Annotated in this window: 18 protein-coding genes; 11 read left to right on the top strand and 7 right to left on the bottom strand. The window is 42.6% G+C overall.

Annotated elements, in window-relative coordinates:
- Positions 1-699: 699 nt before the first annotated feature.
- From MHH56_RS01705 to MHH56_RS01725, 5 genes are all read right to left on the bottom strand, one after another.
- Positions 700-1833 carry a hypothetical protein gene (locus MHH56_RS01705; protein ID WP_339206169.1) on the bottom strand — a complete coding sequence of 378 codons (1134 nt, stop codon included), beginning with the start codon at positions 1831-1833 and terminating at the stop codon, positions 700-702.
- A gap of 184 nt (positions 1834-2017) precedes the next feature.
- On the bottom strand, positions 2018-2170 hold the full coding sequence (locus tag MHH56_RS01710; protein WP_339206171.1) for a hypothetical protein: 153 nt from the start codon (positions 2168-2170) through the stop codon (positions 2018-2020).
- A gap of 75 nt (positions 2171-2245) precedes the next feature.
- Positions 2246-2923 carry a Crp/Fnr family transcriptional regulator gene (locus MHH56_RS01715; RefSeq protein WP_339206172.1) on the bottom strand — a complete coding sequence of 226 codons (678 nt, stop codon included), beginning with the start codon at positions 2921-2923 and terminating at the stop codon, positions 2246-2248.
- A gap of 148 nt (positions 2924-3071) precedes the next feature.
- Positions 3072-4145, bottom strand: coding sequence for an LLM class flavin-dependent oxidoreductase (locus tag MHH56_RS01720; RefSeq protein ID WP_339206173.1), 1074 nt, complete (start codon positions 4143-4145; stop codon positions 3072-3074).
- 443 nt (positions 4146-4588) lie between these two features.
- The gene (locus MHH56_RS01725) at positions 4589-5344 is read right to left on the bottom strand and encodes a class I SAM-dependent methyltransferase (RefSeq protein ID WP_339206174.1); all 756 of its coding nucleotides are present in this window, start codon (positions 5342-5344) and stop codon (positions 4589-4591) included.
- Between the two features lie 146 nt (positions 5345-5490).
- On the opposite strand from MHH56_RS01725, the gene MHH56_RS01730 reads away from it, so the two are divergent.
- The 3 genes from MHH56_RS01730 (at position 5491) to MHH56_RS01740 (ending at position 12581) form a co-directional block, all read left to right on the top strand.
- Positions 5491-6279, top strand: coding sequence for an arylamine N-acetyltransferase (locus MHH56_RS01730; RefSeq protein WP_339206175.1), 789 nt, complete (start codon positions 5491-5493; stop codon positions 6277-6279).
- A 570-nt stretch (positions 6280-6849) separates the two neighbouring features.
- Entirely contained in the window at positions 6850-11931 is a 5082-nt protein-coding gene (locus tag MHH56_RS01735; protein WP_339206177.1) for an AAA family ATPase, read from the top strand.
- Positions 11928-12581, top strand: coding sequence for a response regulator transcription factor (locus MHH56_RS01740; RefSeq protein ID WP_339206179.1), 654 nt, complete (start codon positions 11928-11930; stop codon positions 12579-12581). Before MHH56_RS01735 ends, MHH56_RS01740 begins: the two co-directional genes overlap by 4 nt.
- 9 nt (positions 12582-12590) lie before the next feature.
- On the opposite strand, the gene MHH56_RS01745 is transcribed toward MHH56_RS01740, so the two are convergent.
- Together MHH56_RS01745 and MHH56_RS01750 are read right to left on the bottom strand one after the other, a co-directional pair.
- Positions 12591-14357: a sulfatase-like hydrolase/transferase gene (locus MHH56_RS01745; protein WP_339206181.1), complete on the bottom strand. Its 1767-nt coding sequence runs from the start codon at positions 14355-14357 to the stop codon at positions 12591-12593.
- A 153-nt stretch (positions 14358-14510) separates the two neighbouring features.
- Positions 14511-15173, bottom strand: coding sequence for a hypothetical protein (locus tag MHH56_RS01750; RefSeq protein ID WP_339206183.1), 663 nt, complete (start codon positions 15171-15173; stop codon positions 14511-14513).
- 155 nt (positions 15174-15328) lie between these two features.
- Here MHH56_RS01750 and MHH56_RS01755 point away from each other — a divergent pair, with 155 nt between their 5' ends.
- The 8 genes from MHH56_RS01755 (at position 15329) to MHH56_RS01790 (ending at position 24384) form a co-directional block, all read left to right on the top strand.
- A complete protein-coding gene (locus MHH56_RS01755; protein WP_339206184.1) occupies positions 15329-16045 on the top strand; it encodes a response regulator transcription factor in 717 nt (238 codons plus the stop codon).
- 1 nt (position 16046) lies between these two features.
- Entirely contained in the window at positions 16047-17399 is a 1353-nt protein-coding gene (locus tag MHH56_RS01760; protein WP_339206187.1) for an ATP-binding protein, read from the top strand.
- A 180-nt stretch (positions 17400-17579) separates the two neighbouring features.
- Positions 17580-19112 (top strand): spore germination protein, encoded by a 1533-nt coding sequence (locus tag MHH56_RS01765; protein ID WP_339206189.1) that lies wholly within the window; start codon positions 17580-17582, stop codon positions 19110-19112.
- Positions 19109-20206, top strand: coding sequence for an endospore germination permease (locus MHH56_RS01770; protein WP_339206191.1), 1098 nt, complete (start codon positions 19109-19111; stop codon positions 20204-20206). The genes MHH56_RS01765 and MHH56_RS01770 overlap by 4 nt, the downstream gene beginning before the upstream one ends.
- Positions 20206-21318 (top strand): Ger(x)C family spore germination protein, encoded by a 1113-nt coding sequence (locus MHH56_RS01775; protein WP_339206192.1) that lies wholly within the window; start codon positions 20206-20208, stop codon positions 21316-21318. Before MHH56_RS01770 ends, MHH56_RS01775 begins: the two co-directional genes overlap by 1 nt.
- A gap of 239 nt (positions 21319-21557) precedes the next feature.
- Entirely contained in the window at positions 21558-22655 is a 1098-nt protein-coding gene (locus MHH56_RS01780; RefSeq protein ID WP_339206193.1) for a LytTR family transcriptional regulator DNA-binding domain-containing protein, read from the top strand.
- Positions 22656-22828: 173 nt separating this feature from the next.
- On the top strand, positions 22829-23677 hold the full coding sequence (locus MHH56_RS01785) for an ABC transporter ATP-binding protein (protein WP_339206194.1): 849 nt from the start codon (positions 22829-22831) through the stop codon (positions 23675-23677).
- Positions 23674-24384 carry an ABC transporter permease gene (locus MHH56_RS01790; protein ID WP_339206195.1) on the top strand — a complete coding sequence of 237 codons (711 nt, stop codon included), beginning with the start codon at positions 23674-23676 and terminating at the stop codon, positions 24382-24384. Before MHH56_RS01785 ends, MHH56_RS01790 begins: the two co-directional genes overlap by 4 nt.
- Positions 24385-24434 lie beyond the last annotated feature (50 nt).

Raw genomic sequence — 24434 nt, forward strand, 5'->3', positions numbered from 1 at the left:
GGGACCGAAACATGAAAATATTGTAATGACTGTTTCTTCTTTGGCGCGACTACTCATGCCGCAGAGGCTCCAAGTCAAATCGTTCTATCATCGGAGCAAAATTCTGCTTACCCACGTAATAGAGCGAAGAGCCTTAAGTTTATTACACCTATTAAAATTATAAAAAGTAATAATAGATCGCAAAATAAAAAGCCTAGAATACACTAGACTTATTGACTTGATACTATTGTTAAACTGTATTTTTTTTGTTGTTATAAATAATAAAATACGCTCCACAACCTACTACTAATACGATATGAATGTAGTAAGGTAAGTATTGGAGTTGCTTGTTAGGAAGATGTAGGACTTGATCAATTATTAAGTAACTCCAAATCAAGTGATAAATTAAATTGATCACTAAAAAAGCAACATGAAGATTACTCCAGTCCTTAGAGCATAAAGCAATACCAATAAAAACACAAACGAAACTCCATACTAAGCTAACTGAGAGGTCGCTCATAGTTGAATCACTATTCCAAAGCCATTTCAATACACTAGGAATATAGAGTAAACCTGTCAAACATGTAAGGATTCCAATTATCCTTTTATAGTGACCAACTTTGATATGACTCACCACCTTACCCCTGTTTGTTTAGTATATATTATACCACATTTACAAAAATTATTAAGCCTGAAGACAAGTCTCCAGGCTTAAGATTATTATTTACTATTTTCTAGCTTCCAATATAATCCCATTGGAATTGTACCTTTAGCAACTTCAACTGAATACACATTCGAATCATCTACCAATTTTTCTAAAACTTCTTTACTTGCCACACCTTGTAATTGTATATAGCCTTTAAATTCATAACTTGTATCACTTTCTATTGCATCAAACACTGAATCAGACAGTAGTACTTGACCAATAGTTACACGTTCACTATTTGAGTTAATACCTCTTCCATACAATAATACACTCGAAATATCATCTAAATATTCTTTGACTTCTTCACTTGATAAAGGTCTGTTAAAAGTAATAATAAACTCTGAAAGTTCATTACCCTTAAGTTCTCTTATATTGTCATTCACCTCAGCTGCGAATTCATCCAATTGTATCTTGTTTTCGATAGCTGTATACTCTGGATTCTCTATCAAAGTTTTACTCTCAATTTGAGTTGTGTTCGTTTGAATTGAGTCAGTAGCTAAGGTAGTCGTTGTTGCTGTCCAACTTCCACTTGTAATGTCTGATGGGATATGAAAACCAGCTAATGAATCAAATGTATTACTTACTGTATTTAGTTCACATTGCCCAATCAAACATTCTGCAGTTGTAGGTTCTCTACTTTGAGATGAGTATGCTATTAAATATGGTTCTGTAGAAACATTATAAGAGCTAATATATTGCCATTCAGTACTTAATTGATATTCTGTTCCAGCTACAATATCATTTGGAGTCTTAGAAGCTGCCTCAATTTCACAAATGGCTGAAAATGTACTATATGAACAATTATCTGTATCTAGTTTAGCATCTGGCATAGTGGTACTATAATAAAGTCCTTGTAATTTAGGGTTTCCACTATCTAATTTTATCTCTACTGTTGGGTAATAATTAGTGTTTAACATATTTGTTTTTTGAGTGCTGTTGTATTTAAATTTGACATCAGCATGAACGTAATTTTTATTGGATGTTGTGTACTTATACGCATTGTAAGTGCCGGTGTATGGCTTATCCCAATTTGTATAAGTTGAGTTTGAAAAAGTTTTAGACTCTGCAAATACGAGTAGTGGCAAACTAAAGAGCATAGCCAAAGTTAGTATAACCATTAGAAATTTCCTTTTCATTTTACCTATCATTCCATTCAACACTCCCATATCATATTTTTTATAATACCAAAAATTATAATATATGTAATAAATATTTAAATTAGGGATTTTGGGCCTTAGTGTTTGCTGAAGAAGAAAAAAAGTCCTAAGTTCTAGTTTAGGTTTATACGAAAAATGTCGAAAATAGCATGACTTAGATGAAAAATAAACCATATCAAGCCGATACTATAAAAGAAGGTTCAGGTATGGCATCAGAAGCAAGATAAACGTCTTTTTCAAAAGCTAAAAAGGAACCTGCAGCCTGTGGAACGAGCTTAATCAACTCTGGAATCCGGCTTAAATTCGAACGATCGTAATAATGGGTCATCCTGTACCCTCCCGTTAAATAGGATTGATTCCTTATTAATTGTAGGGAAGAGCGATTCAAATCTCAGTGACATTGTCACAAATGCTGTTTTATTATACGGTTTAAGATGCCGCGATCCAATATGATGATTTTTCCTCTGCTTAATTCAATCGCTCCTTGCTCCGCAAAGCTTTTTAAAATGCGGGTAATGACCTCGCGTGATGTCCCAATTTCTATAGCTAGCTGTTCATGAGTAAGCCGCAAGCAATCACCCTTCACAAATTCTGAAATTAAATAGTCCGCAATGCGATAAGGGAGAGGCTGAAAAGCGATATTATCCAACAGCTTTGTCACATTCGTCATTCGATCAATAAATTGTTTATAAATATATTGCCGAATGGGTTTGATCGTGTTCATCCAGTCTCGAAATACGGAAACAGGCAGCAGCAACACGTCCGTCTCCTCCTCTATGGCAACCGATGCTTCATATTCAGTCTCACCTAGTATGCTTGCCATTATAAGGACGCAGCACTGACCGCTATGCACCCGGTATAAAGTGATCTCTCTGCCTGTTTGACTCAGCTTAAACACTCGAATTTGACCGCTGACAATAAACATTGCATGCTGTAAAATATGGCCTTCGCGAATGGAATGCGAGGTAGCCGGATTAATGGATAATAGCTGTGCAGCTTCCCAGCTCTCAGCAGGAAGATGGGCGAATGAGGGAAACATATGCTGAATTTGCTGTATTTTTTTGCGAGAAAGATGATTCATACACAAGCTCCTTAAGTGACGGATTGTGTACTATTTCTCTGTCTTTTTTGTTTTTCCTTTTATTAGAAGATTTACCCAACCTAAAAAAAGAAGTGCACTGGCCATCTCAGGCTCGCACACTTCAATTTTTTGATAATGGCTATCTTTTTTATTGCTTTCCTTCGCTTCTTGCAAGCTCCTTGCGTACAATGGGGGCGACCTTGGTGCCAAGCAGTTCAATGGCTCGCAGTACCTCGCGGTGCGGCATCGTACCTACATTCACATGCAGGAAGAATCGAGTGACGCCTAGATTTTTGCGTAGCAAAAGAATCTTCTCTGCAACATATTCAGAATCACCCACATATAGAGCGCCTCGAAGGCTGCGGGCAGAGTCATAAGCTGCACGGCTGTAATGCTGCCCCCAGCCGCGTTCACGTCCAATGACATTCATCTGTGCCTGAGTCGGCGGGAAAAATAAATCGGCTGCCTGCTCCGTTGTTTCGCCAACAAAACCGTGCGAATGTGTGGCGATTTGCAGCTTGCTAGGATCATGGCCAGCTTTTGCAGCTGCTTCCTTGTAAAGATCGACCAGCGGTGCGAAATTTTCAGGCATCCCGCCAATAATAGCGAAGGCGATAGGAAGGCCGAGCAAGCCTGCGCGAATCGCAGATTGTGCGTTGCCGCCGCTTGCGATCCAAACGGGAAGCGGGCTCTGAACTGGCCGCGGGTATACAGGTAGATTATGAATAGCAGGACGATGTCCACCGCGCCAATTGACCTTTTCGGAATCTCTGATAGCAAGAAGCAGCTCTAGCTTCTCTTCAAACAATTCATCATAATCTTCTAAGCTGTACCCAAATAGCGGGAAGGATTCAATAAATGATCCCCGCCCTGCCATAATCTCGGCTCTGCCGTTCGAGAGGCCATCGAGTGTGGAAAACTGTTGAAATACACGAACCGGGTCGTCTGAGGACAGAACGGTAACGGCGCTAGTGAGTCTAATATTTTTGGTCATAGGAGCTGCTGCTGCCAGTACAACCGCAGGCGCAGTGCCAGCGTAATCAGCACGGTGATGCTCTCCAATACCATAAACATCTAGTCCAACTTGATCTGCGAGCACAATCTCCTCAACCGCGTTGCGCAGACGTTCAGCATGGCTCATGATTACTCCTGTCACCGGGTCCGGTGTCGTTTCCAAAAAAGTACTAATTCCAATTTCCATGTTTGCTGCCAAATCGGCCATAAGCATACGCCTCCTTTATTACCTATAGTTTACTCAATTTTTTATGGTTTCTCAAATTTAGTAAGCAGATAATTTCGGTTGATTACTTCTCTAACGAATCGTAATATGCTTATTAGGCAGAAAACGGCATCTTTTAAATTTTAACGAACCTGATTAACGTTATGGCATGCTGTATGAGGGGTTAGGAGCTGTTTTTCTCAAAATAGCGACGCTGGAGTTCGTTACATATTTAATCCATTACGAATCGATTAAATAAGAGCTGCTAGGTTCGTTAGCGATAAATCCAATACAAATTCCGGGCAAAGGAGCACATAGTTAACAGCGATTCACTCAGGCATGCGTTTTGTCTAAGCCTCCATAAACATAACAAGGGCTGTTCCAAATGTAGATTTCTACTTTTGGGACAGCCCTTTCTGCTATATAGCAGAACGTTATTACTCGAATTAGACGTTACCCATATAGCTGCGTGTTAGATTTGGCATGATAAGCACATCGTTTTTGCTGTATTTTGCATACAGCTCGGAGAGGGATTGAATAAACGGTTCATATTGTTCATCAGTCTCTTTTGGCGCATAGGAACCGGATAAATTTCGTCCAATAAAACGGTCTAAATCAAACTCCAAATGGTATTCAAACACTTTGAATTCATGGCTCCCGTTCCGGAAAAACTGCTCATACACGTCAGGAGTCTTATCGATACCGCCGCTAAATCCTTTAAATGCAGGGCAATACTTTTGGCAGATCGCTGCGTTTTCAATAACGAGCTCGCTTGAAGCATCTCTGCTATTCCACACTAAGGCAACGTTAGCATCTGGTTTTAGTATTCTTTGGCACTCCAGCTTAAACTGCTCCTTGTCAAACCAATGAAAGGCTTGGGCAACCGTAATTAAATCAATGCTTTGGCCTTGCAGCGGCGTATGCTCAGCAGCACCATTTATGGAGGTAAACTTAGCATAATGATTTAATTCTTTTTCTGCGGTGGATCTCATATCCTCATTAGGCTCAATGGCAATGACCTTTAAATCTTGATCCAGCAGCTGCTTCGTAAGTATTCCAGTGCCGGAACCAATATCAGCTACAGTATGATCCGGTGATAGGTTATTGCTCTGAATAAGGTAGTTCATATAAGCCATTGGATAATTGGAACGGTATTCGGAGTAAATCGTGGCTTTGCCCGTAAAGTTATCTTTTGTCCCCAAAATAAATAGCCTCCCGTAAATGATTTATTTTGAATACAATAATTTTACTGATTTTCTTTAATTGTAGCGCTTGTCTTGCCATTAGTCGATGCAGGAAGATATGATGAAATAAATAACAAGTCTACGAACAGCGAGGGGTAGATAAAATGGTAGTTGACCACAAGCAATGGAAACCTGAAGTATTGGCGTATCTTGAACGAATAGGTTATAACGGCCCGATCGACAACAGTTTGGCAACACTCACGGAGCTCCAGAACTGCCATGTACATACCGTACCTTACGAAAACTTAGATATTATAAATCGGGTTCCGCTATCATTGGAAATTCCCGATCTGTTCAATAAAATCGTTACAAGGCATCGCGGCGGCTATTGCTTTGAGTTGAATGCACTGTTTGGTTGGTTGTTAGCCGAGCTCGGCTTTAACGTGACGAACTATTTTGCCCGGTTCTGGCGTGATGAGACACAGACGCCGCCAAAACGCAGGCATCATATTTTACAGGTATTAGCTGAAGGAAAGCCGTATCTATGCGATGTGGGAGTAGGCGGTATTGCACCACGAAACCCGATTCTTTTGGCTGAAAATGTCATCCATGAGCAAAAGGATGAAGCGTATCAGCTGGAGCGGGATGCCTTTTTTGGCTGGGTGCTGCTGGAGAGGAAGAAGGGGGAATGGAGCCGCCTTTATACCTTTACCGAGGAACCGCAGCTGCCGCAGGATTTCATTATGACTTCCTACTGGTGTGAGCATGCACAAGATTCGATATTTGTGAGCACGCCGATGGCGGCCATTCGGACAGCTGAAGGAAGAAATACGATCGCAGGCGAAGAGTTTCGTATATTTACGGCAGAGGGCGTTCAGGTAGTTACACCTTCTACACAAGAGGAATATGCGGAAGCATTACGTAAATATTTTGGAATTGTCATATCCGTATAGCATGCTAAGCAATCGGATCATCTTTTATATTTCTATCATACTAATGGGCTATCTCAAAAGTAGATTAATCTACTTTTGAGATAGCCCATTTTTTACGTATATGCTGACCGATTGTTGTCATATGACAAAAAAATGACAACTCTCACTATATAAAAGGGAGAATTTGGATTATACTGTTTATAGGTAATTAGTATCATGTAAATGATAGAAATGCTAAAGGTAAATAGATAATAGGAATTATTTTTGAGGTGAAAACAATGGCTGAGTATATCATGTTTCGAGAGATTTGGACGCCTTTCCGATTGGTAGGCATTCGACTATTCAAGGATGAACATACTAAATATTGGTATAAAATTGGGAGCAATCATCGAAAACGAATGTTTAAGTGAATGTAACGAGCAGACTTTCCATCGGATGGTCTGTTTTTTTATTCCAAGCACGAACGCGGTATTCATAGTAGATGAGCCAATGCTATAATGAAGTTAAATTTCTTCTGGGCTTCCTTTAATTGATTACCTATATTTAAATAATGAATTCTTTCCATATCTAGCAACTGGGGAGTGCGGCTTCTTGATTGAGATATCAGGTTATCAAATGATCGATGAAATAGGCAGTTATGATGATATAAACCTATATAGAATGATTCGCCAAGCGGATAACATTGCGGTTATCGCCAAAACCACATGTGACATCTATACAGGACCGAACGTGGTTGCTGCATTTCAGCATGAGTATGAGTTGCTCGTTAAGCTCGGCGGACGAGGAACGTTAGAAGCATACAGTCTGGAAATGTTAGCTGACAGACCTGTTCTGATTTTGCAGGATATCGGAGGCAGTACACTAGATCGGGTATTGCGCACGCGCGATAACCCTTTTATGCATGAAGCGTTGCTGGCTATCGCAGTATCGGCAGCAGATAGCCTGATGCAAATACATCGTGAAAAAATAATACTCAATGAAATAACCCCCTTTCATCTCATCGCAAATCCCGATACTTATGAAGTGAAGTTTATTGATATTCGAATGTGTTCAACTGAACTTAACAAGAGTCAGCTTCCCTTAACAACAGGCAGGCCTGACTTCATTTTGTCCTATATCTCTCCAGAACAGACGGGCAGAACGGGAATGATCCCCGATTACCGCTCTGATTTCTATTCGCTCGGCGTCACCTTATACGAATGGATGTCGGGAAGCCTTCCTTTTGAATCACAAGATGTAATGGATGTTATATATCGGCATATTGCCAGCACGCCTGAACCTCTGCATAAGAGGTATCCCTCTATACCCGAGATGGTATCTGCTATTGTAAGCAAGTGTATGGAGAAGATGCCTGATGCGAGGTATATCAGTGCATTCGGGTTGAAGTCGGACTTGGAAGAATGTCTGAATCAATTCCAGTTATCAGGAGAAGTAGAAGCCTTTGCACTGGCAAGCCGTGATATTTCCGATCTTTGGAGGACTTCAAGCCATTATTACGGCAGACGCTCCGAGCAGCAATGCTTGCAAGATGCACTGCAGCGAGCGTCGTTAAGCGCTGCGGAGGTTATCTGGGTTAGCGGCAACGGAGGAATAGGGAAAACGTCCTTTGTGAATGAAACGCTTAGAAAGTCGATGCCGCTTGAAGTTTATTTTGTTACGGGCAAATTCAATCCGCAACAAACGGCAAAACCTTACGACGTATGGATTCAAGCCATTGATGAACTGGTTAGCCTGATGCTCATGGAGAGCAAGCTGCAGGCAGAGGTTTGGAAGCTGCGCATTATAGATGCCCTAAATGGGTATGGACAGCTGTTGATTGAATTGGTTCCAAAGCTGGAGCTGCTGATTGGAGAGCAGCCAGCGGTACTTTCATTGCCGCCAGTGGAAGCACAGCGCCGTTTCCACCTTATTTTGAGCCGTTTTATTCATCTATTCCTTCACCGGGACTGCCCGTTGGTTTTGTTCTTTGATGATCTTCAATGGGCGGATGAAGAATCGCTTCAATATCTCGCTTATCTGCTAGAGGATAGGGACATCAATCATTTACTAGTCATCTTAGCTTATCGGGATGGAGAAATTACGCCGCTGCATCCGCTGAGCCGTTTGGAGAATCAATTTGAAGAGCACAACACAAAGAACAGCCGTATTCATCTGGAGGCTTTGGAAGCCGCTGATTTAACCAGCCTTCTAAGCGACACCATGGGCTGCGAAGCTGCTGAAACCGATGAGCTGGCTGCTATATTGCTCCATAAGACGGAAGGCAATCCTTTTTTTCTAAAGCAATTTATTCAGGATTTGGTTGATGATGAGCAAGTTATGTTTGATGAATCGAGCAGGCGCTGGCAGTGGGATTTGCAGCTAATTGCTGAAAGGAACGTTCCGGCCAATACGGCTGATTATATATCGGATAAGATGAAGCTTTTCCCAGATCAGATGGTTTATGTGCTTGGGCGGGCAGCTGTTCTTGGCACCAGCTTTGATGTAGATATGCTTGTTCCCATTACGAATCTACCCTTGCAGGAGCTTGAAGAAGTGCTGGAGAAAGCCGAGCGTGAACAATTATTGCAGCCAGTTAAGCTCGGGAACGGAAAAATTTATCAATTTCAGCATGATCGCATTCAGCAGGCTGCCTATCATCTTGTATCCGAGGATGAGCTTCCCGCATTGCATTGGAGAATCGGATCGCTGCTTGTGGACCGTGTAGCATTCACTGAAGATGCAAATGTATTCGAAGCCGTCAATCATTTCAATCAGGCATGGAAACAAATAGAACGTCTAGAGCAGAAGCTGGAACTCGCCGAGCTGAACTTAAAGGCGGCCTTGAAGGCCAAACAATCGACCGCATATGAGACATCACTAGGCTATTTGCGTCATGCTGCTGCCCTTATCGAAGAGGAATGTTGGAAAAACAGCTACTCGCTTGCCTTCCGAATATTCAGAGAACGCGCCGAGGCGGAATATTTATGCGGTCATTTTGCGAAAGCAGATGGTTTATTTAATTTGTTGATCAGCAAAGCGGAGACTAATTTAGATAAAGCGCTCGTTTGGACCATGAAAATTCAATTAGAGGCAACGAATGACAATTACGACGAGGTCCTTTCTTTGGGCCATCAAACGTTGGAGCTATTGGATATTTACCCTCGTTTTGAGCCAAGCACATTCGAATTGACTGTGCAGTGGTTAAAGCTCAGAAGGAAAATTAAGAAACATTCGATAGCATCGCTGCAGCAACTACCGCCAATGACAGATGAAGTACGGAAAGCGGCTATGACCGCGATGGTCTATACGAGTAATGCCAGTTTTTTTGTAAATCAAAAAGGCTGGCTTGCTACTACGTTTACCATGGTCGAAATGACACTGGATTACGGCATGGCCCCGGAGTCTTCAATCGGTTTTGTCGGTTATGCCATGTTCCTGAATTTTCAGTTTCGGCATTATAAAGAGGCATTCGAATGGGGTATGCTCGCCTGTGAATTATCGAAGCCGTACCCTATACTGCATGTTAAGACGCTTACTTCATTCACCCTTTGTTACGACAGCTGGCGCAAATTTGATCCGATGATGCTGAAGACCTTTACCGAGCATGCTGGGAAAGTTGGACTGGAATCGGGAGATCTGTGGCACAGCAATCAAAGTGTATTAATTAATTGTGCAACTCTACTGCAATATGGTCATCCGCTTAGTGATATTTATAACCGGTTAATTGCGCATTCAGGCGATTTTTTGCGCCATAATAATACGCTTCATTGGAAGCAAGCCGTTTTGCTTGCTAATCTCCTTGTCCGTTTAACGGGATATCGCGCGCCGAATGATCCATTTATGGAAACGGATATCTTTAGAGAGGATTTTGCCGGATCGGTGCACGGAGATCAATTTAATACGATTCAAGAGCTGGTTTGCACGCTTCATTATTTGCCTGGCTATTTTTTTGGTCAGTATCAGGAAGCAAATGAGGCTTTGAAGAGAGCAGCCGCAATTATTTCTTTGCGGAATGATAACTATGAGAGCACCGTACAATATTTTTATGAATCGTTAGTGCTGGCACAGCTTTATGAGGATGCTTCCGTACAGGAGCAAAAAGAATTTTTGACAACTATTAAGAAACATATGAAAAGAATGAAAGTGCTCACTTCGCGTTGTCCAGAAAACTATAAGCATAAATATTTGCTCATTAAAGCTGAAATGGCGCGGATTACACGAAAGAGCCGTCAAGCGGAGGAGCTGTTTGAGCAGTCGATTGAGGCAGCGCGTGCTTATGGATATATACATGATCTTGCAATAGCAGCGGAATGCCTTGCAAAATTTGCCCTTCGTCAAGGCAGGCAGCAGCTCGCGAAAATCTATATGACGGAAGCGTATGAAGCTTATATTGAATGGGGGGCGGCTGCAAAAGCGGCTGATCTGGAACAAAAATATGGGCATCTGCTCCACATTAGACGGGAGTCGGGCCTTGAAAGTGTGGATTATCTCTCAGCAGTCATGTCCGCGCAAGCATTATCGGGCGAAATGGAAATGAATCGTTTGCTCGATACGCTGATGCGTATCATGCTTCATAATGCTGGCGCGGAATATGGCGTACTTATTTTTGGTCACGAAGACAATTGGGTTGTTGAGGCGTATGGAACAGCAGAGGAGCTTCACATTGAAACCGTGCCCCTTGCGGAGGAATCGGAAATCGCCTCAGCGGCGATTATTGGCTATGCAGCACGAACAAAAGAGGAAGTTGTCCTGCATGATGCAGCCCATGAAGGGATGTTCGTCCGAAATCCGTATGTTAAAAATAATGGATTAAAGTCGGTTTTATGTCTGCCTATCATGCATCAGAATAAGCTGATTTGCTTGCTTTATATGGAGAATAAGCTATCGACGAGCGTCTTCACACCGCAGCGGCTTGATGTTCTGAAGCTGCTCGGCTCCCAGTGCGCCATTTCCATAGAAAACGCTAAGCTATATTCGGGGATACAATATCTTAAAAACAACTTAGAGGCACAAGTCGTCGAGCGGACCCGCAGTCTTGAGAGATCGATGCAAGAGACGTCTGCTGCGCTTGCCGAAGCTTCTGTTTATGAGGAACGGAGCCGCATTGCCCATGATATTCATGATATTGTCGGTCATTCACTTACCTCGACGATCCTTCAGATTGAAGCTGGGAAGCGTCTGCTGCACAAGGACATGGAGGGCGGCATGCAGCGGCTGAAAGAAGCACAGGATCTAGCAAGGCATAGCTTGAATGAGATCCGCGGCTCTGTCCATATGTTGAAGGAGGACAAGTTCGCTGACCTCGGACAAATGCTGAATCGGCTCATTCAGGATACAGAGCGCAATATGGAAGTAGAAGTTCATGCAGTGATTCAGCCTTTGCCGAAGCTGTCGACAGCGCATAAGAAGGCGATCTATCATGCGCTGCAAGAAGGCTTAACCAATGGCATCCGGCATGGGGGGAGCAAGGAATTCCGCTTTAGTTTGCAAACCGTCGGCACCTATTTGCAGTTCAGGCTTGAAGATTGCGGAATTGGAGCCCCCGAGATTGCGCTTGGATTTGGGTTAAAGGCGATGAAAGAGCGAGTGGAACAGCTGGGCGGAAGCCTCTCTATTGAATCATGGCCAAATCAAGGCTGTCTGTTAAAAATCGATTTGCCCTACAAGTTACGTTTGAATGGAGAGAGGGAATGAATAAGATAACGATAGTAATTGCCGATGATCAGATGCTGACACGGGAAGGACTTCGAACCATATTGGACTTGGAAGATGATTTCGAGATCGTTGGCGTAGCTAAAAATGGGGAAGAGGCGTGTGAAATGGCAGAGACGCTTCAGCCAGACCTTATGCTGCTGGACATTCAAATGCCGATTATGGATGGAATCACCGCTTTAAAACGAATTAAGCAGAGCTCGCCCAACATTTTTATTTTGTTTTTAACGACATTCATAGACGCGGATTATATTGTAGAGGGCATGGCGCATGGGGCAAGCGGCTATATGCTGAAGGATATGGACATCGATAAAATGATTGCCGCGATTCGTGATACGATATCCGGGCAGTTTATTCTTCCAGCCGCGGTTGCAGCCAAACTGGCTGAGAGGATGAACAGGTTTACAGAAGATCACGAGCAATGGCAAAATCCGAGCCAGCGCCACATCCAACTGACAGATCGCGAGAAAAAGTTGGCACAGCTTATTATACGCGGACTGAACAATCGAGAAATTGCTGATGCGTTGTTCATAGCCGAAGGTACAGCACGCAACTACATCAGCAATCTCTATAGCAAACTGGAAGTTGTTGATCGCGCACAGGCGATTATTCGCCTGCAAGGCTTGATTTGATTCATGGCTTTAAGTGATGCCTGTATCCGCTGGGACAAGACGTTTTTGCATGCGCTGCTCATTTAGCAGCTCCATCATCCATGTTTCAATTTCTTTCGTATGCTGCGTGGCATAGGCTGGATTCGCAAGATTGCGATTTTCTAGAGGATCTTCGGTTAAGTTGTACAGCTCAAATTCCTCAGGAGCCGGCTCCGTTTTCACTTGTGTCACCCACAGCGGGAACTGTTCACCTTTCGCAGCATCAGCTTGCAAAAAGGTTACATCTTGTACGCCTGGTTGGCTCCAAAATTGCACGTTGTCATAGTAACGGGAGTATTTCCACAAATGTTTCTTGCCATCGGTAATGATCGTCATGAGGACAGACTCAATGTGATTAGGCTGAACAACGGATGCATAGGTTTCCCCGAGTGGATTTACTTGGTGCTGGCCGCGTGTCACGTCGTCATCTGTCATGAAATATACAGGACTATCGCCGGTTACCGCCGGTTTTTGTTCCAAAATGATAGGAGTGAGGTCGCGCCCAACAAAAGGGCGGGCTTCGCTGAATCTCTTTTGCAAGCAGCATTGAATGGTATGGATGTCCACATTCGCAAGTCCAAGCATAGTAGGCAGCAAATCAACATGGCTTGTAAGGGTATCCACATTTTTATTATGCGGAAAAAGATGCTTATTATGAATAAGGAATGGCACATGCAGAAACTCTTCATAGGCACAGTACCATTTTTGATGAAGATTTCCGTGAGATCCGAGCAAATCTCCATGGTCTGAGGTGAAAATAACGATCGTATTGTCATAAAATGATGAGCGAGCAAGCGACTCGTATACTTTTAACATTTGCTGATCGGCATTTTTTTGCAGCTGGTAATAAAGCTGACGGTAAAATGGATTGTCGATGATCGGCTGCAGCGCCTTAGGGTAAGTATCGCGATAGCTTGCTTGGCAGCTTGGTTTCGTAAGCAGCGACTCGTTCATCGTTGGCGCCGGGGAAACCGATGGTACCGTAGGCTCCACTTCGAAACGGAAGGCGGGCAGATGCGCGGTGAGCGCACCGTACAAAACAATATCATGCGGGTTAACAAAGGAAGCAATGACTAACCATGGCTTGGCATTTTTATCGTTGCTTTTTTGACGATCAAGGTTTTCAAGCAGCATCACGGTTTCCTCACCATAAACCACATCGCGTCCGCTGATTCCAAAACCTGCAGAGGAGGCGGAATTACGCGGATTTTTTCCATTTGGCTCCGGACCAATCCAGTCAGAGAAGCCGAAGTCATCTAAGCGATTAGCTTGGTAATATAAGTCGGTTCGCTCTCTGTCAGGTATGCCTGTCAAAGGATCAAAGCTTGGTATGCTGTTGTGGGTGCCAGGGACGATAATATCTGCATTGGTTATATGCCATTTCCCTTTGTAGTGCGTCTGATAGCCTGCTTCGCGGAAATAGTCGCCCATCGTAGGAACGGTGTTTTTATCCAGCCAATGCACATCGGAATCGAAAGACTCTTTGGCGATTCCAACCGTTTGGCTGACGCCGTGGAGCGACGGGTAATGTCCGGTAAACAAGGTTGCCCGGCTTGGGCAGCATGCGGAGCTCCCGATGTAGTGCCTATGGAACTCCATAGAGTTTTCTTTCAACAGCTCCTGTGCGATTAGATTTTTTTTGCGCCATTTTTTTATTTCGGCGTTCTCATATACAGGGGGATAACGTTCCTCATCCACCAAAATTACAAGGAAATTAGGCTTATCGAGCTTTCGGGAAGCTTGCTGATTACGTTTCATGGCATACACACATCCTTGGCTAAGACTTCACTTTAAATTATGCTGTAAAGCTTAGAAACAGTAATTTTCTACCGTTAGATGCTTAAGCAAATGCGAAAAAGGAAACAAGCTCACCTCATGAAGGAGGTGAGCTTGTTTCTTTTTTTATAGGTTTTACTTCTCTGCTTTCCATTCAGCGATTTGCTGTTTGTATTGTACAAGAAGCTCGCTCAGTGATTGCTTAATAGCAGCAGCATCTTCAGCTTGAACCGCTTGTGCCAGCTTAATCTCTGCTCTAATAAACGCCATGTCAGCGCTGTCCGCTTCGCTAATAGTCGCTTCAGTCATTTGCACTGCCGTTCCTGTATTCTTATCAAGCTGAACGACATCAGCTGGTGCAATATTTAGTTTATTGGAATCTGAGATTTTCACTGCAGCAGTGCTCATTGATAAAGTTCCGACATTCTCCGATTTAGAAATAGAGATCGTTTCCTTGCCAGCTGAAATTGCTGGTATTGCTTCAACAGATGAAATGAGGTTTTTCATCGTGCTGCCGATCGTTTTCTCATATTGATCTAATGTACCCTGCCAGTCCGCTAGTGTGTCAGGTGCATACTTTTTGGCTAAGTCGAGCGGATTAGTAAAGCTGTTGACCACAGCTACACCAGTCGTTGCATCTGCGGAGATAGATGCGCTTGTTGTTACTTTTTGCAGCATTGAAAATTTTTCTGGTTCTGGCGATTTAGAAGCTGCATTGGAGATGGCAGGGCCTGCAACAGCGGACATTAATAAAGCAGATGAAAGGACAACTCTGGAAATAATCAACTTGTGGTTCATGGTTTCACGCTCCTAATGGGTTTGTCTTACTCGTCTTACTCTACAAGAAGGCTGTGTCAGAACATTGGTGTATTTGTGGAAAAACGATGGCACGACCCCATTGCGATTGTGGGCTTGGTATACTTATAGAAGAAATGTTCAGGGGGTTAGTGAAGGTGAACAGCAATTATCGCATCGCCGTTGTGGATGATGACTTTCATATACGTAATTTAGTCGAGATTTATTTGCAGAAGGAAAATTACCAGACAATCGGTTTGGAAAATGCAGAGGACGCATGGGAGCTGTGGCAAACCAATCCTCCGGATCTGTGGGTGCTCGATATTATGCTGCCGGGAATGGATGGCTATGAGCTATGCAGGCGAATTCGGAATGAGGCAGAAGTTCCCATTATTATGATTTCAGCCAAAGATACAGAGGTTGATAAAATATTAGGCTTGGAGCTTGGGAGCGACGATTATTTAGTTAAGCCGTTTAGTCCTCGCGAGCTGATGGCGCGCATAAAGCGGCAGCTCCAACGCTGGTATAAAATTAACCAAGCCGAAGAAAACACGGCGAATGCTGCAACGCCATTGTCACGGCTGGAGCTCGGTGAGCTTCAATTGATGCTGGAGGAAAGACGTGTATTCTGGCAAGGCGAGGAAGTGGACATGACGAGCAAGGAATTCACGATGCTCAAGGTGTTTATTGAGCAGCCGAATCGTGCTTTTGCTAGAGCTGATCTGCTCACACTCGTCTGGGGCGACGATTATTTCGGCAGCGATCGTGCAGTCGATCATCTTATTAAACGAATACGAAAAAAAATAGAGCATTTACCTATAGAGTCGGTATGGGGTCATGGCTATCGAATGAGAACGGATCGGGGTGTGTATTAATATGAAGCTCGTTCATCAAATTAATCTCGCATTTGGCATCGCGCTTGTGCTTGTTTTATCAATCACTGCGCTATTAATTCATTATGTATTATTAGATCATTTTATGGTTGCGCAGAAGGAAGAATTGAAGATGGCAAGCGCAACGCTGTCCGCTACTATGAAGACGGATATGGTGACCCAATCAGCGAAGGATAGCCGGGTGACTCTTTCTGCCAGTGCATTATCAATTAACTCATCCATTGAAGCCGTCGTGACGGATGCCCAAGGAAATATTATGCAAGAGGTATTGCCGATACAAACCTTGCAGGCCGGCAAAGCGTCGAGCACGGAGACAGCAGCCATTGCGAGCGTTGGTAAGGTAGTGAACGGTACGGATAAAGGGTTTCTTGTTGAAGTGAACGCCATTCCGCAGGGTACGCTGACGGTCTTTACGCCAGTTAGCAAAGTTAAAGAAATAGAGCAGGCGCTGCTGAAACGTTTGCTTCTTGTATTTGGTGTAGGCGGAATGCTCATGCTGGTGCTTAGCCATTTGATCACAAGGAAGCTAATCAAGCCGCTCATGAAATTGAAGGAAGAATTGACAAAGGTGAAGAGCCGCCAGTTTTCCAAGGTGAAACGCGTAAAGGCAGGGGGGGAGATTGGTTCTGTTGCACAGGTCGTTTTTGAAATGGCTGACGAGCTTAATCGATTTAACCGTGCGCAAAAGCAGTTTTTCCAAAATGCTTCGCATGAGCTGAAATCACCTTTAATGTCCATTGCGGGTTATGCGGAAGGCATTAGAGACGGAGTGTTTGAAGGTGAAGGTGTTTATAAAGGCTTGGACATTATTTTGAGTGAAAGTGACAGGCTAAAAAATCTGGTGACCGAAATGACGTTGTTAGCGAAGCTCGACAGCGAGGAGGATATTTATCAGCCCTCGTTGGTGTGTTTAAAGGATTTGCTCGCGGAGACGATTGAACGTGTAAACCCTATGCTCGTCAAAAAAGAAATTACACTGCATCCAAGCTATGATGAACATGAACAGCTGATTGTACGAGCAGACCAAGACAAGCTTCTTCAGGCGATGCTTAATGTTGTGACAAACGCGATTCGACATGCGGACAAAAATATTTATATTCATGCTTCGGCTAAGAAAGGCCGCATAGAAATATCGGTGTCCGATGATGGCGGCGGCATTCCGGATGAGCTGCTTCCTTATTTATTTCATCGTTTTGTGAAAGGCAAGGACGGGGAGTCTGGCCTCGGCCTAGCTATATCGCGAGCGATTGTGGAACGATGCGGGGGCCTCATTACAGCAGGCAACCGCAAGGGCGGTGGTGCTATATTTTCTCTTGGATTTCCAATTGCCGCATGAGTAAGAGTAAGCTATAAGGGAGAAGCTTTCAAAACCACAATAGGAGTGGGATTGAAGGCTTCTTTTTATATCCAGTAAGACACGCGGAGTATCTTTTAGTCGCTTTTTGTCGATCCTTGGAATGAATATTTTAAATCCATAGACAGAAACGAGATAGGATGATTCCTTTTGTTTTCGTACATGAAGTTTTTTAGAGGAAACCGAAAATCAAAATATCGGATACCGACTAATAGTGCCTCATCTCTTCAAGATCCTCCCATTAGCAAAAATATGTCAACTAATATTGTTTACCTCAAACAGCTGTTCACGTTAACACCAGATTTGATTATCAGACAAATCCAAACGGATCAGGAAGGTAACTCTACGACACTTGTATATCTGGAGGGATTAGTAAATAAGGAATATATACATAACAATATTTTGCATGAGTTAATTAATGGTTCTCCTGAACAATATAATCGCTTACCCGAAGTAAGTGTAGGAAAGATTCGTATCGGATGGTCTTGGGATGAAATAGAAAATGCTATTTTGCAAGGGAATAGTGTGCTTTTTGTCGAAGGACAGGCCAAGGTCTACATTTATGATACGAAAGGCTGGCCGCAAAGAGCGGTTGAAGACTCTCGTATTGAAGCGTCACTTCGTGGAGCACACCAAAGCTTCGTAGAAACAGGTAGTCAAAATATTGCTTTGATTCGCAGATATATTCCTAATCGTGAACTGAAGATCAAGGAGCTGATTGTAGGACAACGCGGGAAATTAAAGCTCTCCATTATATACTTGGCTGATGTGGCTAATCCGGAGCTACTCAAAGAGCTTGAAAAGCGAATCAATCTTATTGATATTGATGCCATTATGAATACAGGAGAGTTAGCTGAATTCATTGAGGATAATCCGTTTTCGCCGTTCCCGCAGGTTATTTTGACGGAGAAACCAGATACGACCGCATCACATATTCTCCAAGGAAGATTTGCCGTTATCGTGGATCGATCGCCCACTGTGTTGATTGCTCCCGTAAATTTTATTACCTTCTTTCAAAGCGTTGATGATTACAATAGCCGCTGGTTGAGTGCTTCCTTTATTCGGCTTCTTCGTTTCTTTGCTTTATTTATTGCATTGTTTTTACCCTCTGCTTATATAGCGTTCATTTCATTTAATTACGAGGTCATTCCGGTACAGCTCATTCTATCAATTGCGGAGACCAGATCACGGGTGCCATTTCCACCTATTATAGAAGCTATTTTGATGGAAATCGTACTTGAAATGATGAGAGAAGCAGGAATTCGTCTGCCTGCAATGATCGGTCAAACGATTGGTATTGTTGGAGGCATCATTATTGGGCAGGCGGCTGTTCAGGCAGGAATTGTAAGCAATTTTATGGTCATCGTCGTATCCTCTACTGCAATAGCCTCGTTTATCATTCCGAACTATGATATGGGGGCTTCAATAAGGCTGCTAAGGTTCCCGATGATGATACTGGCCTCGATGTTTGGCATAGTGGGAATTGTCACCGGAGCGATTGTTTTAGTTGCTCATTTCGTTTCTTTGGAATCGCTGGGAACTCCCTACGGAAGCCCGTTAGCTCCTTGGAGATATGCTGAAATGAAGGATGTTTTTGTTCGTTTTCCTTTATGGTCTATGCTCAAGCGACCCAAAAGCACGATGCCCTTACAATCCATCAGACAGAAAAATCATCGGGAGGATGAGGGTTCTTGAAGAAACATGGACTAAACCAAATTACATTCATGCAGTTTATTTTTATCATCCAAGGGTGTCAGGTGGGAACTGGGGTGTTTTCTCTCCCCAGAGAGCTTGCTTTGAAAGCAGGGACCGACGGATGGATAACACTCATCTTGGGATATTTCTTAAATCTGATTGCAAGTATTATTATCGTAAAGGTTTTAGAGAAATACCCGGATGACACCATTTTTGATTTGTTGATCCGTCTTTTTGGCAAGTTTGTGGGGAAGGCAATGGCCCTTCCTATTATTTTGTATTTCGCTTTTTTCACTTGGACGATACTGTCATTAACGATGTTATTTATCAAGCATTGGTTTTTGCAAATAACCCCGGATTATATTGTAGTTTGTTTAATCATTGCTCCTGGATTTCTTATTGTTGGAAAAGGTCTGCATGTTTTGGGAAGATACTCTGAGCTTGTTTTTTATATGACGATTTGGATGTTTTTTCTCTTACTGTTTTCACTGAAAGACGCTCGATGGATTCATCTCCTTCCGATCATCAAGGAAGGTTGGAAACCTATTTTTGATGGGGTAGAGTCATCAGTTTTCTCATTTCTCGGTTTTGAGATTGTGTTGGTGTTATATCCTTTTTTGAAAACAAAGCATTTGGCTGTTCGCGGAATCGTCATAGCTAATTCGATTACTTTCTTTGTTTATCTAGGAGTTACCTTGATTTGCTTCGCCTACTTTAGTCCAGACGGGATTACAGACTATAATCAGCCACTATTTAATTTATTGAAGATGATTGAATTTCATTTTTTAGAGCGTTTTGATATGATTTTTTTGGCACTCTATTTGTTTGTTATTTCAACGGCGTGGCTTCCTTACATGTTCGGAGCAGCCTTTGGCGCTAATTTCCTATTTGGTACAAAAAATGCAGCTCCGTTCGGAACTGTCCTTCTATTGTCGTTCGTTGTGCTCACTGTTTTTCTTCATCCTTCATGGAATGAGACGGGTCAATGGACGGAATTCATTAGTAAAGTAGGAATATGGTTCGTATATGTGTGTCCTATCTTCCTTTACCTATATATCCGTATATATAATCGATTTCAACGGAGTGATAGCTAATGAGAGTCATTTACTTATTTGGTCTTCTGTTATCACTGTCCGTTCTTTCGGGATGTGCGGATCGGATCGACATTGAAGATATTTCACTCGGTCTGATGATTGGAATCGATCTAGATGAGGATGGAAATCTTGTTATTTCTTCATCTAGCCCGGTGTTTAATAAAGAAGCGAAGGACAAGGAAGAGAACATGACCGTTAAGGCCATTACGATTAGAGAATCGATAGAACAATTGGATGCTACAATCACTGCATTGTCAAGAAGAGGTAAGGTTCAAGTGATTCTCATTGGTAAACGTGTTGTTCAGCATAAACACTGGTTCAGAGTTATGGATACAATGTACAGGGATGGAAAGAACACAACCGTGTCTCGGGTCGTCTTGGTAGATGGAGCCGTTTCAGAAATCGCCATGTCTACGCCTAAAGATAAGCCCCGTCTTCCTCTGTATTTATTGAAATTGATAGATACCGCATACCAACGCAATATTACAGTTAAAACGACAGTTCAAGAGCTTCATCGTCAATTCACAGAAAAAGGGACAACTCCTTTTATGACAGAGATGAAAAAAGATGGTCAAATAACAGTAACGGGTACGGCACTTTTGGATCATTCGGGTAAATATAAACTAACCTTGGATATTAACGAAACAAAATTATTAAAAATATTGCAAGGTGAAAAGGGTGGCGTATTTTCATTTTCACTCAAGCTTCCTCAGCAGCCGGACGAGGGCTTGTCTCAAGAGAATAAAGCCAGTTTTTACCCTACATTTATTCAAGTGAAGACAAAAGCTGGTTTTATCGATAATCATTTCAAATTTAATATTGGGGTGAAGATGGGCATTGTTATGACAGAACGTCTTTTTGATTTTGATGTCGAGAAGAATGCCCCCGAGTTAGAAAAACAAATAGAAGAAGAGTTTCATAAACAAGTGCGAAACATAATTAAGAAGACGCAAAAGGCCAAAATCGATCCATTTGGATTAGGTTTACATGCAAGAGCTTATGAATACAAGCATTGGAAGGAGGTAAAGGAGAACTGGGGCGAAGCATTTTCTCGGGCGGAAATAAATGTTAAAATAAAAATAAAAATCCAAGCAATGGGCTCGAACAGATGATGAAAGGTGGGGATTTGGATGCCGCTAGCACCAGTCTTCGCCTAATATGCTCACAACGGAAATAGGTTGTGGGCTTTTTTTGTTGATTAGAAAACCGAGTCAATGTAGAGTTGGATATCTGTATTTGCAAAAGAGTAAAATACCTAAATTCTGTATTCAGCATATAGTTAGGGTCATGTATAATAGTTAAGTTAAATGAAGAATATGGCTTTTAAACTATAGATAAGCTAGGTGATCATGTGTCGGTTCTTACCATTAATGAGTTAGAGAGATATACCGAAAACGTACTCGTATTTCCTGCCTTTCATATCGAAATTGCATGTCATGAAGTGGTCGCGCTTTATTCGAGCATGAATGTCCGAAATGCGTTATTAGCGATGCTGACAGGAAAACTGCCGATTTCCAGTGGGGAAATTAAAGTGAATGAGCTGTCATTTGCAAACAACAGGAAGGGTTTTCTTAGTAGGATAGGTCTTCTGCTGTTGCAAGATGGCTCTTATGAACGGCTGACGGTCAAAGAAAACTTTAGTTTCTTTAAACAGCTATACGGTTCAAGCCTATCCATCGATGAAGCTGTCCGCATCGTCAAGCTCGATCTGAAAGCCAATAAGCGCCTAACGAAGCTGAGCCTGTCAGAGAAAAGGCGGGTTCAGTTTGCACGCTTATTATTTCAAGATCCTGCCCTTTACATTTTTGAGGAGCCGGATCAGAATGTCGACCTCGAAACGAAGCTTGTTTTTCATAAAATGGTGCATACACTCGGGGAGAGCGGCAAAGCGATTCTCGTGCTCACGGGGAATATGGAAACAGCGCTTAGTGTGACAAGCCGTGTCTATCGTCTGGATGAGAAGGGACTCAAAGCTTTTGATGTTCAAGATACAGAAGAGGAACCGAAATTAGTATCTCCAGAAGATGCGGATAAAAAGGAAGAACCTGTGCTATCTAATACAGATAGTGTTGAGGAGCTTGAAAATGATGAGCCTATCGTTCAGCACGTCAGATTTGAGAAAATTCCGACACGAATGAATGACAAAATTATATTGTTTAATCCTCCGGAAATTGATTATATCGAAAGCAGTGAAGGACAAACGAATCTCTATATTAAAGGGGAGATGTATCCAACATCCTTCAAAATTAATGAGCTGGAAGAAAGACTGCAGACGTATGGTTTCTTTCGTTGTCATCGTTCTTACATCGTTAATTTGCAAAAGGTAAGAGAAGTCATTACCTTCACACGCAATAGCTATAGCTTGGTGCTTGATGATCATTTAAAGACTAACGTACCGCTGTCAAAAACAAAAATGGCTGAGTTAAAGGAAATGATCGGGCTTAAATAAGCGCCACTCACCGAAACCGCTGCTCCAAACCACGTGATTATTGCGCTATTCAGCCCGTAATAAGCATCATTCACCCCTTAGTATGCTCCATTCAATGCGATTATAATGCGTCTCTCCCTGCTCTCGCCTAAGATGAAGGTAGATCGGATAATACAACGGAGGTTGAGAGCGGCATGCAAAATATAATTGAAGTGACTTCATTAGAGAAATCATTTTCGAATTCCAGGGCGTTAAAGAATGTTTCCTTTAACGTAAGGAAGGGTGAGATTTTCGGATTTCTAGGACCAAGCGGATCGGGCAAAACAACAACCATCAAAATATTAACAGCACAGTCGAAGCCGACCTCGGGGAGTGCCTATGTATTTGGAGTTCCCACGAGTAAATTGCGAGAAGAGAAGTATCGCAAAAAAATTGGAATCATTACAGACAATACGTCTTTGTATGCTCGCTTGTCTGTTTACGATAATTTGAAGTTTTTTTGTGATTTATACGATGTGCCCGAAGACCGGATTCATGTCGTGCTGCAGATGGTGAATTTGGAGCAAGAGAGCAAGAAGATGGTATCTAAATTATCCAAGGGCATGCTTCAACGGGTCATTCTCGCTCGGGCTTTCCTGCATGAACCAGAGCTCTTGTTTCTGGATGAGCCCACATCAGCGCTTGACCCTGTAAATACGAAGCATATTTATGAAGGCTTGTTGCAATTGAAAGCAAAGGGTACAACCATTTTTTTAACGACACATGATATGAATGAAGCCGAAACTTTATGTGACCGCGTTGCTTTCCTAAACAATGGAACGATTCAATTGCTCGATGAACCAAAGAAGCTGCGTGAGCAGCATAGCGATGCAACCATTACAGTGGAGCTAATTGATGGGTCAACGGTTATTGTACCAAAGGGATCTGAAGGGGCGCAGAAGGTATTTGACTATATGAGCAAAAACCAAGTAGCATCCATTCAATCGAACTTTCCAACATTAGGCGATATTTTTGTAGAAGTGACTGGGAGGAAACTATCATGACATTTTCAATGAAGCGAGTAAGGGCCATTTTGCAAAAAGACTATAAAGACGTATCTCGAAACATGTATATAACCACGACATTGATCCTTCCTTTAATCCTTGCTGCTTTTTTTGGGCGCATTGGCGGGAATACCATTGATGTACATTATTTGATCATCAATATGGCCTTAATTTTAGTAGCTACTTATGTGCAGTCGGCCTTGGTAGCTGAAGAGAAAGAAAAAAACACATTGCGCGGACTCATGCTGTCACCGGCGAGTATTTTCGAAATTTTTTGCGGCAAAAGCTTGCTAAGCTTTATTGCGAGCACGGTTATTATTATACTCTCTGCTTTACTTACCGATTATCATCCGAAAAACCTATTGGTCATTATCATCGCAATATTTTTATCTTCCGTTTTTTACTTGGGCTTAGGCACGTTCATCGGTTTGCTAACCAAATCGGTGATGGAAGCCTCCGTTGCGATCATGCCGGCTTTTGTCATTTTTGCTTTTGGGTCATTGATTACACCGTTGATGGATCAGTATCCAATCCTGACCATTGCCAATTACATGCCAAACCTGCAGCTGATTGAGCTAGCGAAGCAAGTAGAGGCAGGTGCAGGGCTGGCAGACGTATTGTCCCATTTAGCTATTATTTTTGTGTGGATTATTGCGATGTATGCTGTATGCTTGTACGTATACAAAAAACGTATGGTGGACGAATAAAGAAAAGTAGTATATGAAATGGTGGACGGAGCAGCATGATTTTGCTGCCG

The sequence above is a fragment of the Paenibacillus sp. FSL K6-3182 genome, from assembly GCF_037976325.1.
GTDB lineage: Bacteria > Bacillota > Bacilli > Paenibacillales > Paenibacillaceae > Pristimantibacillus.